The organism is Microcoleus sp. MOSTC5, assembly GCF_036701825.1.
Taxonomy (GTDB): domain Bacteria; phylum Cyanobacteriota; class Cyanobacteriia; order Cyanobacteriales; family Microcoleaceae; genus Microcoleus; species Microcoleus asticus.
In genome coordinates this window covers 1-15271 of sequence record NZ_JAUBRK010000007.1, presented here as the reverse complement: position 1 = coordinate 15271, position 15271 = coordinate 1, and the positions used below count along the sequence as shown (strand labels likewise).

The 15271-nt window shown below is 45.3% G+C and carries 19 protein-coding genes; 10 read left to right on the top strand and 9 right to left on the bottom strand.

From position 1 onward, the window contains the following. Positions 1-51 precede the first annotated feature (51 nt). The 3 genes from QUA54_RS04805 to QUA54_RS04795 all read right to left on the bottom strand — a co-directional run bounded on the left by QUA54_RS04805 (position 52) and on the right by QUA54_RS04795 (position 3476). Positions 52-1044, bottom strand: coding sequence for an ABC transporter permease subunit (locus QUA54_RS04805; protein WP_333413598.1), 993 nt, complete (start codon positions 1042-1044; stop codon positions 52-54). 324 nt (positions 1045-1368) lie between these two features. Continuing rightward, complete coding sequence (locus tag QUA54_RS04800) at positions 1369-2556, bottom strand: glycine betaine/L-proline ABC transporter ATP-binding protein (RefSeq protein WP_333413597.1); 1188 nt, start codon at positions 2554-2556, stop codon at positions 1369-1371. 29 nt (positions 2557-2585) lie between these two features. Further along, the gene (locus QUA54_RS04795) at positions 2586-3476 is read right to left on the bottom strand and encodes a hypothetical protein (protein WP_333413596.1); all 891 of its coding nucleotides are present in this window, start codon (positions 3474-3476) and stop codon (positions 2586-2588) included. A gap of 291 nt (positions 3477-3767) precedes the next feature. On the opposite strand from QUA54_RS04795, the gene QUA54_RS04790 reads away from it, so the two are divergent. After that, on the top strand, positions 3768-4001 hold the full coding sequence (locus QUA54_RS04790; protein WP_333413595.1) for a hypothetical protein: 234 nt from the start codon (positions 3768-3770) through the stop codon (positions 3999-4001). Between the two features lie 7 nt (positions 4002-4008). Further along, positions 4009-4521 (top strand): phytochelatin synthase family protein, encoded by a 513-nt coding sequence (locus tag QUA54_RS04785; RefSeq protein WP_333413706.1) that lies wholly within the window; start codon positions 4009-4011, stop codon positions 4519-4521. Positions 4522-5173: 652 nt separating this feature from the next. Here the strand turns inward: QUA54_RS04785 and QUA54_RS04780 are convergent. Further along, complete coding sequence (locus QUA54_RS04780) at positions 5174-5416, bottom strand: transposase (protein WP_333413594.1); 243 nt, start codon at positions 5414-5416, stop codon at positions 5174-5176. Further along, positions 5416-6366 (bottom strand): tyrosine-type recombinase/integrase, encoded by a 951-nt coding sequence (locus tag QUA54_RS04775; protein WP_333413593.1) that lies wholly within the window; start codon positions 6364-6366, stop codon positions 5416-5418. Before QUA54_RS04775 ends, QUA54_RS04780 begins: the two co-directional genes overlap by 1 nt. A 207-nt stretch (positions 6367-6573) precedes the next feature. On the opposite strand from QUA54_RS04775, the gene QUA54_RS04770 reads away from it, so the two are divergent. The 7 genes from QUA54_RS04770 (at position 6574) to QUA54_RS04740 (ending at position 10891) form a co-directional block, all read left to right on the top strand. Beyond that, on the top strand, positions 6574-7500 hold the full coding sequence (locus QUA54_RS04770; protein ID WP_333413592.1) for a GIY-YIG nuclease family protein: 927 nt from the start codon (positions 6574-6576) through the stop codon (positions 7498-7500). 110 nt (positions 7501-7610) lie between these two features. After that, positions 7611-8006 (top strand): DOPA 4,5-dioxygenase family protein, encoded by a 396-nt coding sequence (locus QUA54_RS04765; RefSeq protein ID WP_333413591.1) that lies wholly within the window; start codon positions 7611-7613, stop codon positions 8004-8006. Positions 8007-8108: 102 nt separating this feature from the next. Next, positions 8109-8612: a hypothetical protein gene (locus tag QUA54_RS04760; protein WP_333413590.1), complete on the top strand. Its 504-nt coding sequence runs from the start codon at positions 8109-8111 to the stop codon at positions 8610-8612. Positions 8613-8965: 353 nt separating this feature from the next. Continuing rightward, the gene (locus QUA54_RS04755) at positions 8966-9559 is read left to right on the top strand and encodes a hypothetical protein (protein ID WP_333413589.1); all 594 of its coding nucleotides are present in this window, start codon (positions 8966-8968) and stop codon (positions 9557-9559) included. A 180-nt stretch (positions 9560-9739) separates the two neighbouring features. Further along, entirely contained in the window at positions 9740-10042 is a 303-nt protein-coding gene (locus tag QUA54_RS04750) for a hypothetical protein (RefSeq protein WP_333413588.1), read from the top strand. A 130-nt stretch (positions 10043-10172) separates the two neighbouring features. Continuing rightward, on the top strand, positions 10173-10331 hold the full coding sequence (locus QUA54_RS04745; protein WP_333413587.1) for a hypothetical protein: 159 nt from the start codon (positions 10173-10175) through the stop codon (positions 10329-10331). Positions 10332-10471: 140 nt separating this feature from the next. Further along, positions 10472-10891: a GFA family protein gene (locus QUA54_RS04740; RefSeq protein ID WP_333413586.1), complete on the top strand. Its 420-nt coding sequence runs from the start codon at positions 10472-10474 to the stop codon at positions 10889-10891. Positions 10892-11166: 275 nt separating this feature from the next. Here the strand turns inward: QUA54_RS04740 and QUA54_RS04735 are convergent, their stop codons facing one another. The 4 genes from QUA54_RS04735 to QUA54_RS04720 are packed head-to-tail and all read right to left on the bottom strand — an operon-like array spanning position 11167 to position 14637. Continuing rightward, entirely contained in the window at positions 11167-11907 is a 741-nt protein-coding gene (locus QUA54_RS04735) for a glycosyltransferase family 2 protein (protein ID WP_333413585.1), read from the bottom strand. Further along, positions 11900-12838 (bottom strand): glycosyltransferase family 2 protein, encoded by a 939-nt coding sequence (locus tag QUA54_RS04730; protein WP_333413584.1) that lies wholly within the window; start codon positions 12836-12838, stop codon positions 11900-11902. The genes QUA54_RS04735 and QUA54_RS04730 overlap by 8 nt, the downstream gene beginning before the upstream one ends. A gap of 36 nt (positions 12839-12874) precedes the next feature. Further along, positions 12875-14272: a glycosyltransferase family 2 protein gene (locus tag QUA54_RS04725; protein ID WP_333413583.1), complete on the bottom strand. Its 1398-nt coding sequence runs from the start codon at positions 14270-14272 to the stop codon at positions 12875-12877. Beyond that, positions 14272-14637, bottom strand: coding sequence for a hypothetical protein (locus tag QUA54_RS04720; RefSeq protein ID WP_333413582.1), 366 nt, complete (start codon positions 14635-14637; stop codon positions 14272-14274). Before QUA54_RS04720 ends, QUA54_RS04725 begins: the two co-directional genes overlap by 1 nt. A gap of 137 nt (positions 14638-14774) precedes the next feature. On the opposite strand from QUA54_RS04720, the gene QUA54_RS04715 reads away from it, so the two are divergent. Continuing rightward, positions 14775-15271 (top strand): ISAzo13-like element transposase-related protein (locus QUA54_RS04715; protein WP_445301526.1); only part of this gene is annotated, 497 nt, incomplete at its 3' end.

Below are 15271 nucleotides of genomic sequence, written 5' to 3'. Positions count from 1 at the left end.
ACTGATATCTGTACTGAAAATCGGGTGTGGGGTGTAGGGGAAAAAAGTTTTTCATCCTGTTTGTTGAGAGCGATCGCGACTTTTGACTCTCAATCGGGAAAGGAGAAAACCGATCGGTCCTTGTTGAAGCCAAGAACCTCTACTGTTGACTTTCCCCACAGCCTGAGTAATTCGATCGAGCATAATCGCCAGCAAGACAATGCACAACCCTCCAACAGCAGCCAGTCCCACATCCAAACGACCAACGCCCTGCAACACCATCAATCCTAGCCCAGGCACAGCAATCATTGAGGTAACTACCGACATTCCCAATGCAAACAGTATAGTTTGATTTAACCCAGTGAGAATGGTTGGCATAGCTAGGGGAATTTGCGCTTCCCACAGGACTTGCCAAGGAGTTGACCCAAAAGCGATCGCCGCTTCCACCACCTCTTCAGAGACTTGCCGGATACCCAGGTTGGTGAGGCGAATCAGAGGCGGCAGTGCAAAGACGATCGTTGCCATCACTCCAGGAACTTTACCAATGCCGAATAGCATGACGACAGGAACCAGATAGACGAAGATGGGGATGGTTTGCATGACATCGAGGAGGGGTCGGACAAATCCCTCTAGGCGATCGCTCCTGGCACAGGCAACACCCAGGGGAATACCGATCGCCACGCAAAATGCTACCGCAGTCACCACCAGGGAAAGTGTCACCATTGCCTCCTTCCACGCCCCAAGAAAACCAATTAAGGTCAAGGCCCAGATGCTATAAATCGCAATTTTTCTCCCTGCCAGTTGCCATGCCATCAACCCGATAATCATCAGGAAAATTAGGGGAGGAATCGATTGGAACATCGCCTCTATAGAGTCAAGCGCGAATTTAATCGGGACACGAATCGCTTGGAAGAACGGACGAAAGTTGTCAACGAGAAAATTAACCGCAGCGTTAATCCAATTATCCAGAGGTATAGTATAAAGCTCAAAGGGGTTTAGGATAACATCCAGCCCGGATTGGCTCTTGGCAATGAGATTAGCGCGTAGAGTTAAGGAATTTAACAAAATAGAGAGCGTCCTGATACAGATGGCAAAAAGAGCGAAAAGTTAACTTACAAGAGAAGGCAGAAGGCAGAGGGCAGGAGGCAGGAGGAAAGAAGTATGAATGAAAACTTTAGTTCTGGGTCATTGCCCAGTTTAAAAGAAGATATTGGTATGAGCGGAAAGTGCCACAAGATACAAAGGAGCCACTCACGTGGGCTGGTTTCTCGACTTGAGTGAAGTGCCGTCGTCCTTGCTTGAATCCCACTTTTTTAAACGTGGGTTCCTCCTGCCTCCTGCCTTCTGCCCCCTGCCTCCTGCCTCCTGCCTCCTGCCTCCTGCCTCTTATCAAATGCTGCTAATACTAGCAAGAACATCATCCGCTTCAACCACACCTTGGAATTTTTCTTCGGCATCAACCACAGCAACCGTCCGTCCTTGTTGGTAGAGGTGAAAAATATTTTCGAGACTGGTTGAAGCATTGGCTTTAGGAAAGTTTTGCAGCATCACAGAAGTAAGGTCTTCATTTCCTTGTGGGATTGCTTCAGAGAGAAATTTTTTCTTAACCATGCCAACCAGTTTACCACCGAGATCGACAACGTACATTTGTTTAAGGTTATGGTGTAACATTTGCTCCAGTGCCTCTGTAGGGGAGTTTTGACCGAGAATCAAGGTAATGGTTTGACGGGCAATTGACCCTACTTTGAGGACTTGGGCGCGGTTGACATCTCTAGTAAAGGCGCGGATGTAGTCGGAAGCGGGTTGGGCAATGAGTTCAGAAGGGGTACCGACTTGAACGATACAGCCATCTTGCATTACGGCAATGCGATCGCCAATTTTCAGCGCCTCATGAATATCGTGACTGATAAATATAATAGTTTTGTGCAGTTCTTTTTGGAGGCGCAGCAATTCATCCTGCATTTCCCGGCGAATCAGCGGATCGAGGGCGCTGAATGGCTCATCCATGAGTAAAATCTCCGCATCTGTCGCCAAAGCACGGGCTAAACCCACCCGTTGCTGCATCCCACCACTCAGCGAGTCGGGCAAATAATCCGCCCATTGCGCTAAACCAACTAATTCTAAGGTTTCCAAGGCTTTTTGGCGGCGATCAGCTTTGTCCGTTCCCCGCACCAAAAGACCGTACTCTACATTTTCAGCAACAGTTTTGTGGGGAAACAATCCAAATCGCTGAAAAACCATCGACACTTTCGTCAGGCGAATCTCCCGCATCCGTTTCTCGCCCACATGGGCAACATCTTCACCATCAATGTAAATGTGTCCGCTGGTGGGCTTAATCAGACGGTTGATGCAGCGAACTAAGGTAGATTTTCCCGAACCGGATAACCCCATCACTACGAACAATTCCCCTTGATTAACCGTGAGAGATACATCGGCAATGCCCAGCACGTGAAGAGTTGCTTGTAAAATATCATCTTTAGACTTGCCGTCTCGAAACATTTTGAGAGCAACTTGAGGTTTTTCTCCATAAATTTTGATGAGATGCTCGATGCAAATTTTGGGTTTTGAATTTGTCATTTCCTGGGGTCACAAGTAATGGCCGACTGTTAATATCCTGATTGACGCAGCGCTCCCGAAAGCAAATCTGTTAGTTGGAGTGTAACAGCCCACTGGTTCATATAAACAAGATCGAGTCGTTCCCCCTGCACCTTCAAAACTCCCAACACATCCCTCCACTGCTTTTGGGAACCGCCAGGAATTAGTTTGTACCAACTGAGTTTTTGTAGGACGATATCTTCGGGCGAATAAATGTAGATTCCCTCCTCTGTTAAACCGCTAACAGGGTAAAGTTGGCGGCGACTCATCACCGAAGCTGAAAAAGGGTCATCGCTGCCCATCACAAAAATATCTGCTTTCTCCATAGAAGGCAAATAGATGACATTGAACGATGATTCGCGGGGTGCTGCTTTGGACTTGGCAATTGCTTCATTCACAGCCGACTCGCTGATGTAAAACTCACCTGACATGGCATCAATTAGTCTCTGTGCTGTTCGGGATTCCAAATCAATCACTAAGTCCAAGTCTTGCGTAGATCTGTTTTCTCCCAACAGCGAACTTGCCACCGAACCTCCCACCACATAGGGAATATTCAGCGGTAGCAAAATGCTGGCTATTTTTTGCGCTAATTCGATCGGATCTGCAATCACGAGTTCACCCCAATCTTTACTGTCTGATAAAACTTCTATCCACTCAGCACCCAAGCACCTTTTAATAAATTCTTGCCGAACTTTTGCCTCAGTAGCATTGGGATACTGGTTCTTTATTCCAGATATTGCCAGCCTTCGCACCGCTTGATTGAAAGCGCAAGTCCGCTGTACTTTTTGTTGGTGCGTTAACTGGCGCAATAGCTGAAACATCAGCACATCCGCCTCAATGCTGGTATCGATAGATTGTGGCTTGTATCCTGACTTGACTGTGACTGTTGGTATTGGCGGCACGGTTAAATCGAGCGAAACTGCATAGATTTCAAAATTATATTACAGAATCCAAGTTTTTCAATATTACAGAATCCAAGTTTTTCAGACCGCTTTATAAAAATGAAATTTTTCCTGAATTATAATGAAATTTTAACCATAAAAAGACTTGCTAGAATGATGTCCAAAGCAAAGGCGATAGGTATCAGAGCTACTAACCAGATGGCAAGGTTTAGACATTGTAATGTTTAATTATCTAACGAAAAATTCTGACTAAGACTTTTTTACACAACTGTTCTTGAGAGATATGAAGATATGCACTTAAATCAAACGTCTGGCAATCACCGATGGCGAGGCCGACTAATAAAAGCTGGAGGTGGTATTCTCCTAATCTTCGGCACAGGTTTAAGCGTTTTTACCTGGAAAGCCTTCTCGCCACCTTCTGTTGAGCGACAACCACTTCCCAAAACTTTGGTTTCTCTAGAATCACCCGAAGGACAACAGCTACGCTCGCCAGAGCAAGAGCAAACAAGATTTTCAACCGCTTAGCACCACACTGAAACTCAAAAACGTCCCGCCTATTGTGGCTAGTAGTGTGATGGTTCTGAATGCACTCAGCAGCAAAAGACAGGGATACCGCCCCCTAACCCAAGACACCTTTTTTGACGGTCAAACCCAGAATATCCGTTCTTCTTATGCCGTCACTTTTTCGGGGATGACTCTTGATGAATTAGCTGCCTTGCTCAGAAGTCACAACGTCAAAGTTGAGGTCTACTATGCGTCGGAGACAACACTTAACCAATTTCGTACCCAAGCTAAAGCCAACCTTGCCAGTTCTGGCGACTATATAATCGTGAATTACCAACGCTCTGTTTTGGGTCAAGGTAAAAGCGGGCATATTTCTCCCCTTGCTGCCTATCACGAGCAAAGCGATCGGTTTCTGATTAAAGATGTAGCCAGTTATAAATATCCGCCTGTATGGACTTCTACGGAGAATCTTTGGAAAGCGATGAATACTACTGATTCAATTTCCAAAAAGACACGCGGCTATCTCGTTGTGCACCAGTAAGATAGAGAATTAGAGATTGCCTAGTGGGGTGTGAGCAAAAGTAATTGAAGCATTATTCTATCTTTGATTTAAACTTTATCAGTTTTAAGTTGACTCAACGGCACTAAAGTTGTTGAAAAAGCGAACTGCTGTTTTTTCGAGAGTTGGATTAAGTTCATTCACATCACCAGCAATGTATATCTCCAAGTCCTTAAAGTAATTTTCCGCATTCTATCTTTGATTTAAACTTTATCAGTTTTAAGTTGACTCAACGGCACTAAAGTTGTTGAAAAAGCGAACTGCTGTTTTTTCGAGAGTTGGATTAAGTTCATTCACATCACCAGCAATGTATATCTCCAAGTCCTTAAAGTAATTTTCCGCTATCGAAGCGACCCAGCATCCCTCACCCTTGTAGTAATCAAGACCCTCGCAAAAGCTTTTTACGATTTACCAGTATGACTTTATAACTCTCAACAGCAAATCTTACCCTAAGCCAAAGTTTAACTATTTAAACACGCTATAAGTATGTCGTCGGGAAAATTCCCAAGTATGTAACAAAACATTAAGTAGGATAATTCCAGTTAAATTTAATACGTTGTGTACGGTAGTTTCCTTTTTTTCCTCTCACCTCCACCCCATGAATTACAGCATAAGCCCGTGCTCTAACTCATCATCAAATAAATGTCGCAGCTAGTTCATCTTTTTTGATGTGTTGCGACTCCAATTCAATTGGATTCATTTCCGAACAATATTTGGGTAAAAAGAATATATATAAGCCCTGGCTTTCCCACTGCGACCATAAGTGTTGTACTTCATGACATCGGTGTATGGAACCAGATCGCGCTTGAGATAAAAATAGAAGGCACGGCCTAGCATTGCTCAAGAAAATCTGCGATGAGCTTTCCACCCTCAGCATCAAAACCCTAAGTGCTGCACAGCCCGTCGCTTCGTTTCTTCGCCCCGGCGATCGTACTTAGCTGTCGTCACGGGGGAAGCGTGACCTGCCAACTTTTGCACTGTCACGATATCGACTCCAGCATCGAGGAGATCTGAGCAAAATGTACGCCGAAAATCGTGAGGCGAGAAAGAATCCACTCCGGCAAGGAACGCCCGTCGCTGCAAAATCTTCAAAATACCATCGTCCGTCATCCGCCGAAATTGAATTTCTCCTCCCTTACGGATGGGAAAAAGCAGCGGCCCTGGTGCTTCTCCCCTCAACTTGAGCCACTGTTCCACCAACGCCATCGCTGCCTCTGGGAGATAAACCATCCTGTTTTTCTTCCCCTTCCCGAATCGAATTTCCAATGCTCCCGTGGAGCGGTTGAAATCGTCCAAATTAAGGCTGACTGCTTCAGCGCGGCGGATGCCTCCCCCCCGCAAGATAGCAATCAAGGCTGCATCTCGAACATCAACGGTACTCTCGCCAGAGCAGCTTTGCACCAGCGCTGCAATTTCATGCGGTGACAGTGCCCGCCCCCTTGGTTTTCCCGATTGCTTGACGCTTCTCACGTCTACCGCCTTGCTGTAATCCAGGGGGTCGATTAAATCTAACCGCAGAGCCTCCTTCAACACTCGCCTCAAGGCGCACAGCATTTGATTGACCGAAGCTGGCGCGTACTTTTTCTCCAGAGCCGAGCGCAGCGCTGCCGTGTGCTTGTAGCGCAATGCTGCCCAATTCAACGTCATCCGGTCGCACTCCGAGCCCGCCAGCAACTTCGCCATGATGTCCAGCGCCGCCCCCATCGTTGCCTTCGAGCGATCGCTTCCCAAACTGTCAAGGTACACCGCAGCTGGATGCAATGCCAGTGGCACCGGTGCCTGCAACTTCAAGGTTTCCGGCTGTTGCTCTTCAAGTAAGTTGAGCATTTACTCTTTCAAAGTGTGGTTATAAATACTAATTTAGACTAAGGAACACTTGCCTTTATTCAAAATTTACTTCTCAAAAGAGTCGCCCTCAGCAGCACCTGGAGGTTGGTTCTCCCCCAAGGCAGAGGCTATTAACAAGCAATATTGTTACAATTCTTCATCTAGCGGGTGCATCTTCAAACCTGCATTGAGGAGAATTGAAGGGCGATGTGGCTTAAATTTGGTGTTGCTCGCAGTGGCGAACTGACGGGCATTGATGAAGTTGTGCGCGGAAAAACTCAGCTAACTTGCCTCTACTGTGGCGGCGGATTGACAGCGAAAAAAGGGTCAGTGAAAGAACATCACTTCGCCCACACCGGGGAAACTTGCAAGCCCGTGTCACAGCGGATTAAAACCAAAGCTTTCCCATCGCTGCCTCTCTACAATAATTTCACCATCGAGCTTAAGGGTGAGGAATTAGAACAGTTGAAGGTGCTGTGGAAAGAGTACGGCGCACAAAATTACGCCATTTCCAAAGACTTGGTAAACTTTCGGTGGGAACTCAAAGGATTGGTGGAGTCGTCGGGCGATCGCACTTATCACTTTACCGACCTCGGCAAAATCCCCGTCGGCGCGCTTCCCCTGGTGTTATTCAACAAAGTCCAGGAACCTTTGCTGCTGTCGGAGCTAGCTTCATTGGAAGGCTCTGTAGAAATTGCTTTATCTGCAGGTTTATCTTGTTTGGATGAACGGCGGGCTGATTTGCTGATTACCCTTGCACAGCTTCGCCGGATTTTGGTGAACTCGCTCTACTTTTTAGAGGTGAAAGCTGATGCCAACTGCTTCTATAAAATTGGCGTTACTACTCGTCAGATTGAAGAGAGGATAGCTGAAGTGGAGCGGGATGTGAGAGGGCATTACTCGGATGTGGTTGTTAATTTGCTGGGATTGTGGGAACGCCGGGGAAATGTGGAGCTGTACTTCAAACACCGGTATCAACCCTTTAATTACCGCATCGGAAAACTGACGGAATATTTTGTGTTTCCGAACGTCAAGGCCGTGCTATGCGATTTGTACGGGATGGAACCCAAAGTGTTATCTGCTGTTGAGTTGGATGCAATTAACGGAGTGAGTGCGAACAACACGGATGGCTGAATTCCGCAGTTTGCTATAAGTCAAGTTACCCGCTCAGTTAACAGCCGTTTTGTGCAAATGTCGGCTCAATACCCCACTGAAAATGATGAAAGAAGACGCCAGCGAAATTGTTGGTTTTCACGCACATATTTATTTCGACGCCGATCGCCGCCTTCGGCCGCAGAGCGCGTGCGCGAAGGATTGGCTCGGTTCGAGGTGCAGCAAGGGCACGGCGGCACGACAAACCCATTGGCCCCCACTCCCAAGCGATGTATCAAGTTGCGTTTTTACCCCCGCAGTTTGGCACAGTCGTTCCCTGGTTGATGCTCCACCGCCAGGAACTAAATATTCTCGTCCATCTCGAAACAGGCGACGATCTGGCAGACCATACAACACATTCTTTGTGGCTGGGAGAAAAACTAGAGCTGAATGTCGAAGTCCTGCGACCTAGGACAGCCAACGCGAAGTTCGCTTGTCATCATTCTCAGCGGTGGATTGCTCTATGTAGAGCAAACACTACTTGCTAGGTTCGGTAGTCCGCAAACTAAATTATTTGCTCAGAGATATCGTTGATTAATTAGTCAAAAACAGGCTAATCTCTGGCAATTGTAATTTATTTGAACTCACAAATGACAGTTAAAGCTATTTCCGCCACCATCCTTTTAGGTGCGATTCCTCTGAATGTTTATCAACTACCCGACGGCGGCTACAAAGTCGATGCAATTGGGGTTATGGGTGCGGTGGATAAAAAGGGCAGCGCATTAACTAAGTTTATCGCTGGGAAATCGGCTTTAGCTCTGCCTTTTGGCGGATACAATTTTACACAAGCCCAAAGCATTCCAGTGGAAGGCAACGCTCAATTAATCAAGCCTATTCCCATTGCATTAGCTACAGCATACTGGCTCAATGAAGCAACTAAAGGCAACGTAAAAGCTCAAGCTTTAGTGCAAGCTAGCATGGCAGAATCTATCGAACGGCGGGCTGACGCAGCATTCAGCATCAAACGTACTGAACCTGAGTACAATCTGCGGTTTGGTGAATTTTTTGAGTCAGTTATGTTGGAGAACCGAAAAGAGGTTATCGAGCGGCGACTTCCGGGTGATGATTTGTACTTGCCAGATGGGATTAACTGAGCAAAAGTGCGATCGCTCCCAACACCTCAGTTTTGATGAAAACAGAACCAAATCCCAACACCAACCCGTGCCCCCAATCTCGAAGAGTGCGATCGTCAAACAACAACCTAGACGAACGCCACCTCCGATTTTTAATTCAGCTTCAGGGAACTAAGGCCCTGGGATGTCTGTGGCGATGGTTGAGACTGGGGGCGAACCCGGTCGTGAAAGAGCCCGTCACACCTACGAAAAGGCGGGCTTCGAGCTGTTACCAGTTGCCAGATACTTCAAGAAGCTTTAAGTGCAGGTGTGTTGATTTCGCTGGCGCATTGCATCCTTCAACTTAATGCGAGAGTTCTCTATGAGGCAATATTATGTCAGCTTTAACTGATGCTCTAAACCGCATCATGGAATGGCTTCAACAAAACAGCCCTATTTGTGCGTCAGGTTTTCAGCCAGGCTTATCACCCGAAGAAGTTGAAGAGAAGCTAGGTGAGATACCTTTTTGTGTATCTCGTGAAGTCCACGAATTATATCAATGGTGTAATGGTACTAATGATAGGTGCGGTGTTTTTGTATATCACTACTTGTTAGATCTAGACACTGCTTTGCAATATTCACAAGGTTTTAATGATTCTTACTGGCTTGAAGTTCGAGAAAGAGATGGAGACCCTCTTCACCTCTTTCTAATATTTGATTTTGATGGTGAGTATTTTGCTGTTACAGGTAGTGACAATCTAAATGATACTGCCCCGATCTTTCATGTAGGTTGTGATGATGGTTCATTGAGCTTTGCTTTCACAAACCTTACTAATATGATGTTGGCCTTAGCTGAGTGCTATGAGACGGGTGTTTATACAGTGGCTTCAGACGGGTATGTAGAAGTTACAGATGAGGCTAAGTTTGGCGATATTCGCCGTAAGCATAATCCTGGAGCGGTTAAACAGCTATATGCTCAGGGATGGTAACGTTGTTTGGCATCGGTTGTATAACAATTTGCTTGGAGCGGACTGACGAAAGACATTAGTGCATTGCGAAGGTCACTTGGAGCCACTCAAGCGAACTGTTAGATTGCTGTACAGTTTTGGCTCAATTAGTGTTTGTTTAGGTAATGATACAACTCAAATACGATAAGAGCATGGAATGCAATGATAGAGGAACATACGCGGACAGACTTGCAACAGCGGCAATGGATTTGTGATCTAGAAGATGTAAAACTGATACCGCAAGGAGCTTCATTTGTTAACTTGTGGAAACAGTATACAAATGGCGTTGCTATTACGCTCTCTATTCATTTTGAGAACGGTCAGTTTGCGCTGTATCGAGATGTCGGTCATGCGGCATCTGGAACAAAAAGAACTAATTGCGGTACGTTTTCAACCGCAGGTGCTGCGGTACATCAACTGATTCAAGAGTGCTATAGCTGGGATAATACGTGGGGAATGGAATAGATCGAGGTATTTGAGGTATGAGAATGCGAGCTATCTCAGTTTGTAGCTTGCTCGCGCATTCTATCCTTCAACTTAATGCGGTCGCCCGATCTTTTAGGTTGGGTTGAAAGATGAAACCCGATACTCATAAATGCTTCTAGACCTCAATCCCGGTGCGAGCGCCCCATCGAGCCATGTTTGGTTTCACGTTACCCGGATTCGCAAGCAAGGACGTGGCAAGCTCAACCCAACCTACAGCGAGGGGCGAGCGCATTTGAAGATATACGGAAAAATTCAGCCTTTCCTCTAGAAAATACTTAATATACGGAACAATTCTACCTATCCACTAAATTTAGAATGATATACAGAACGATTCTGGCTGTCCATCTAGTTCTGGTGGATAACTAGAATCGTTCAGCCTAATAATATTTAGACACTCGGAGAGAGCAGATGGATAAGCCCAGCATTCACGGTAGTTGCCTTTGCGGAACTGTGACCTTTGAAGTGAACCCACCGTTCCAGAAAATGGCTCATTGCTACTGCTCGCGGTGTCGCAAAGGCACGGGCACAGGCCACGCCACAAATCTAACCGTTGAGCCGAGCCAGTTCCGGTGGCTGTCAGGGGAGGAAGGCATCACACGTTACGACCTTCCCGCGGCAACGAGCTTCAGCAAATGGTTTTGCAGTCATTGCGGGTGCCCGCTCCCCCGTCTAACGCGCAGCGGCCTAATTGTGGTTGTTCCAGCCGGCTCGCTGGATACAGCACCGCCTATGGCTCCGACGGATCGCATTTTCTGGGCATCGAGAGCGCCGTGGAGTTGTGCTAGCGGAGGGCTTCCAACCCATGCCGAGTATCCAGAGTCATGGTAGGGATAAAGCACGCCTTCCCAATGGTCGTAACTCCAACCGCTCAGTGCCGATGCGAACAATCATCGCCTTTTTACTCCACCGATAAGCGTGTGAATTTAAGTGTAGTCGGCCCGCACCGCTACCGCACTGCTAACCGATCTCGCTCTCTCGTCGGCAAAAGTCAAATGCCGCGCTTCGCCGCAACTTCAATTTGATATTACTGAAACTTAGATCTGGTTTAGCCAAAAGCTCAAGCTATCAGATTCATCTGTGCAGTCAATCTCAAATCTCAAATTTCAAATCGACTGACGTTTAGTATAATAGTGCTGGCGATTTTGTTCTATCCAGCAAGATTCCGACCAATTATTATCGGGTGGATGCGCTAAATGGATGTAGGTTAATTCAGGCGAGCGACAAAAATATCTATCCTCTCCTAAGTATCGTTCCACAATATCTTGATCCTCAGCTCCCCAGCCAATGAATGTCTCATCCCATCCCCCGATTTCGATTAAGCGTTGGCTTTGAAATAGGGGTAAAACTCCAAATCTTTCCCGCCGGATCAAGTGCTTAAATAGCGCGGTTGGCATATCTTCTGGTGCAACTTGCGACTGTTCGATTGTAGCCAAATTTTGAGCAAAATCCAGGTGCGGAGTATCGCACATCATTCGATACCCAGTTACTAACATTTGGGCTGAAAGTTGAGCCATTTTTAGATGGCGAGCGAGAGTATCTCCGTAGGGAATGAGATCGACATCAAAAGCAGCTACCCATTGCCCTTGCGCCAGAGATAAACCTAAATTTAAAGCTTTGGTTTTATGAAAAGTTCCCCCAACGGGCAGATAATTGTAACTGACTGGCAAATTAGTAATTTCTGGTAAAATCCAAGCCGAAGGAATGCAATCGAGTTCAATTAAAATGATTTCGCAAAGAGATAATAAACTTTCCGAGGCTTGAGTTCTCCACCACGCGAGTTGAGTTCTCAAATGCTCTTCCCGCTGGCGGTAGGTAATAATTAAGGATAACTGAAGTTCACTCACAACTAGAATTAGGGGTAAAATTAGTGGTAATTTCCAACAATGGATGAGGTAGCATTGCTGGTTGCCGTAAGTCTCCAAATATATCGCCTTTTTGGAGAGATTGCAAGCAAGAGATGATGTTACGATCTCGCGTTTGTGTTGGCGGCAATTGCTGGTGGTGCTGATTGCGCGCAGCATCGCTATGAGAAAGATGAATTACATTTCCCGCCGCGCATATCTTGATGCCAAAAAGGGTAGCGCGAATCAGCAAATCTTGGTCTTCCCATCCCCAACCTGTAAAACTTTCTTTATATCCTCCTAATGATAATAACGTTTGTTTGCGGGTACAGAGCAAACCGCATCCAGGTCGAGCGCGATTGCCCGCCACCGCCAGTACAATATTAACAGCAGCAATCTGTTCCCCCTTCTGGATGTTGTAACTAAAGCGTTCCCGCTTTAGGGCCGTTGTTTGCAGGCAAGACTCTGCTACAGTTCTTACACAGCAAATAATCCCGTTTTTTGAATTACTTACAGCCGATAAAGAGGATATTTCTGGGAGATGTTTTACATTTTCTATCCGAGTTCTTAAATAAAAGGATTCCCGATCAATTGGTTCTAAAATGGAAAAGAATAGTTGTAAAATTCCTTGTCTATTCCAGATGATGTCAGCATCAGAAATCAGCAAATATTCGCTACTAGCCTGGAGAATACCCTGATTAATTAACTGAGATTTATTAAAATCAGATTGAGGATACTTGAACCACTCTACCTGTGATAATTTGGCTAAATCTTGTAAAGCCATTAAACATTTAGATTCAGCGGTACCGCCGTCGCAAATAATGATTTTAGTCACGGGATAACCAACTGCTAAAAGCGATCGCACGCAGTCAACGATTTCGGGACGATTTTTAACGGGGATAATTACCTGTAACACGATATTGACACCGCTCATCCAGAATCAGTCATTTCTAATCTCAAATCTCAAATCTCAAATCGATACGTCTGAGCTCTCAAGGGCAGAACCGGCTATATAATTGAGTTCGATCTCCCCTGCTGTCTCCAAAGGACGCAAATCCGGTAATTTGCCTGACCGCACCGCAGCACTGTTGGCGATCGCTCTTTTTTTGAGCTGCTGAATCAATTCTAAACGCACTGGAGAATCTAATCCAGTTGCTCGATCGGTAGTTAGGGAACCAGCTCGGTGCCGGCGAAAATAACCGTAATCGGGAACATTAACTATTGTCGCAGCAAACTGCGCTCGCAACAAAAACTCAGTATCTCCCGAAAACCGCAATCCCGTAGCAAAACCGCCCAATCTCAACACTAAATTCCGCGAAACTAAGCTGGTGGGATGCAACAGCGGATGCCCCGGTTTTGCTGCTAGGGCGGCGCTGACATTGAGAGGATAAAGTACGGGTAAAACCCTGTCATCTTCAAACACGCGCAACTCCTGAGTTCCGACTAATTCAGCTCCATAACTTTCGGCTGCTGCTAGCAGCAACTCCAGCCGATAGCTGCTCGACCAATCATCGGCATCTTGAAATAAATAAGCATCATAATTTGTTTGACAAATCACCTGTTGAATTAAGCGATAAGGGCCGACATTCAAAGCTGAAGCTAATAAAGTCACTCCCGGAAAGTCTCGCACGATATCTACAGGCGGCACATCCGAACCATCATCAATAACTACAATACCGTCCAGAGGTCTAGTTTGAGTTACCAGAGACTGCAAGCAGCGATGGAGAAACTGTTCGCAGCGATAATGGGGAATCACAGCCAGCACGCGAGATTTGCTAGTAATTAGATCGCGATTTCGAGAATATTTGATGTTTTCTTTATCTATATTTGTGCAGATATAGCTGTTATTTATCTCTGAACCTTTCCATAGATAATCAGCTTGTATTTGATAATTATCCAATTCTAAAATAGCAGTATTTGCCCGAGCAGAACCCCAAGTAAAAGCGATGTTTTGCCGTTCTAATTCCCCAGCAACTGCTAACAAATTCCAGCGCGTTATTTCTAACTGCGGTAGTGCCGCTTTTACCAAAAAACTTGATGCCATCCAAGCTAAGGCGGCGACAGGATATTGTTGGGCAGTTTCTAGAGGAAACTCCATCCTAGGCGGTAAGAATGCCAGTGCAGTATTTGCGAATTGAGGTAGCAAAAAATTTAATTGTGTATTTGCTGGTAAAATAGCTGTGACTTCTGTATTAATTGTATTTAAAAGTTGCAAATAGGATAAAAAATCAACCGTGTTGTGGGGGTTTGAGGGATTGAATCTCATTACCTGCTGTAAGTCACAGGCTTGTTTTTGGAAAGCGGCGATCGCCTCTATTTCCCAGTCAGGATTGCTGTTTCCCAGTATAATTAAAGTTAAACTTATCATTAGGTGCGATCGCAAATTATAGATTGTTTGTAATTCATCTCTCGCGCTAATCTTTCAAATCCAGAAGCCCGCATATCTGGCGGTGCCGAGGCAATTAAACACTGATAGGCTAATTCCCCTTCTCCCCGCGCTAACAAAAGTTTGGCTAATTTTAACAACAGCGGTATCCAAGGTATTGGATCGAGAACTCCATCGGGTAAGCTGCGGTCAATCAATCCAGCATTATTGGCAATTTTATTTAACCATTCTATAGGATTAATGTCAGTTTCCCACAGCAGTTTAGCATATCCTTGTTCCAGTTCTACTCGCGCTACCTCTGTCAGTAAAGTTGCTGTTGCTTGTAAGGAATGAAAATTTAATAACATCAGCGATGTATAATAAATAAATGAGTGAATATGAATAGGTTTATGTTTCGGTAGAGATGTCAAATATTATACCTACTTGGTTCTTCTTATGTCGCCCAAGATTTTTTGATTTAAATCATTTATTACTAACTTAATTTATGTGTTACTCAGACGAAATTACTGATTTAATGCGAAAACATCATCAGTCTTTATCTGAAAAAGACCAAAGAAAATATGCAGCTATAGAAGCCGTAAAACTTGGACATGGTGGAATTATTTACATAGCCCGAGTTTTGGGAGTAGACAGGAATACAATAGCCAAGGGAATTAAAGAGTTAAAAAGTGAATCAGACACTACTTTTAATCAACAGACAATTCGCCGACGTGGGGGAGGAAGAAAAAGTAGGGAGTCTGAGATACCTGATTTAAATGAGCGTTTTTTAGAAGTATTAAAAAACCACACAGCCGGAGATCCCATGTCGGAAAAAATTAAATGGACAAATCTTACCCAGCAACAAATAGTTGAAGGTCTGAAGGCTCAGGAAACAATAGTCAGTACAACAGTTGTTAAAAAACTGTTAAAAAAACATGGATATGTGAAACGTCAAGCTCAAAAAAAACAAACAACCGGAGTAACAAAGAATCGTAATGAACA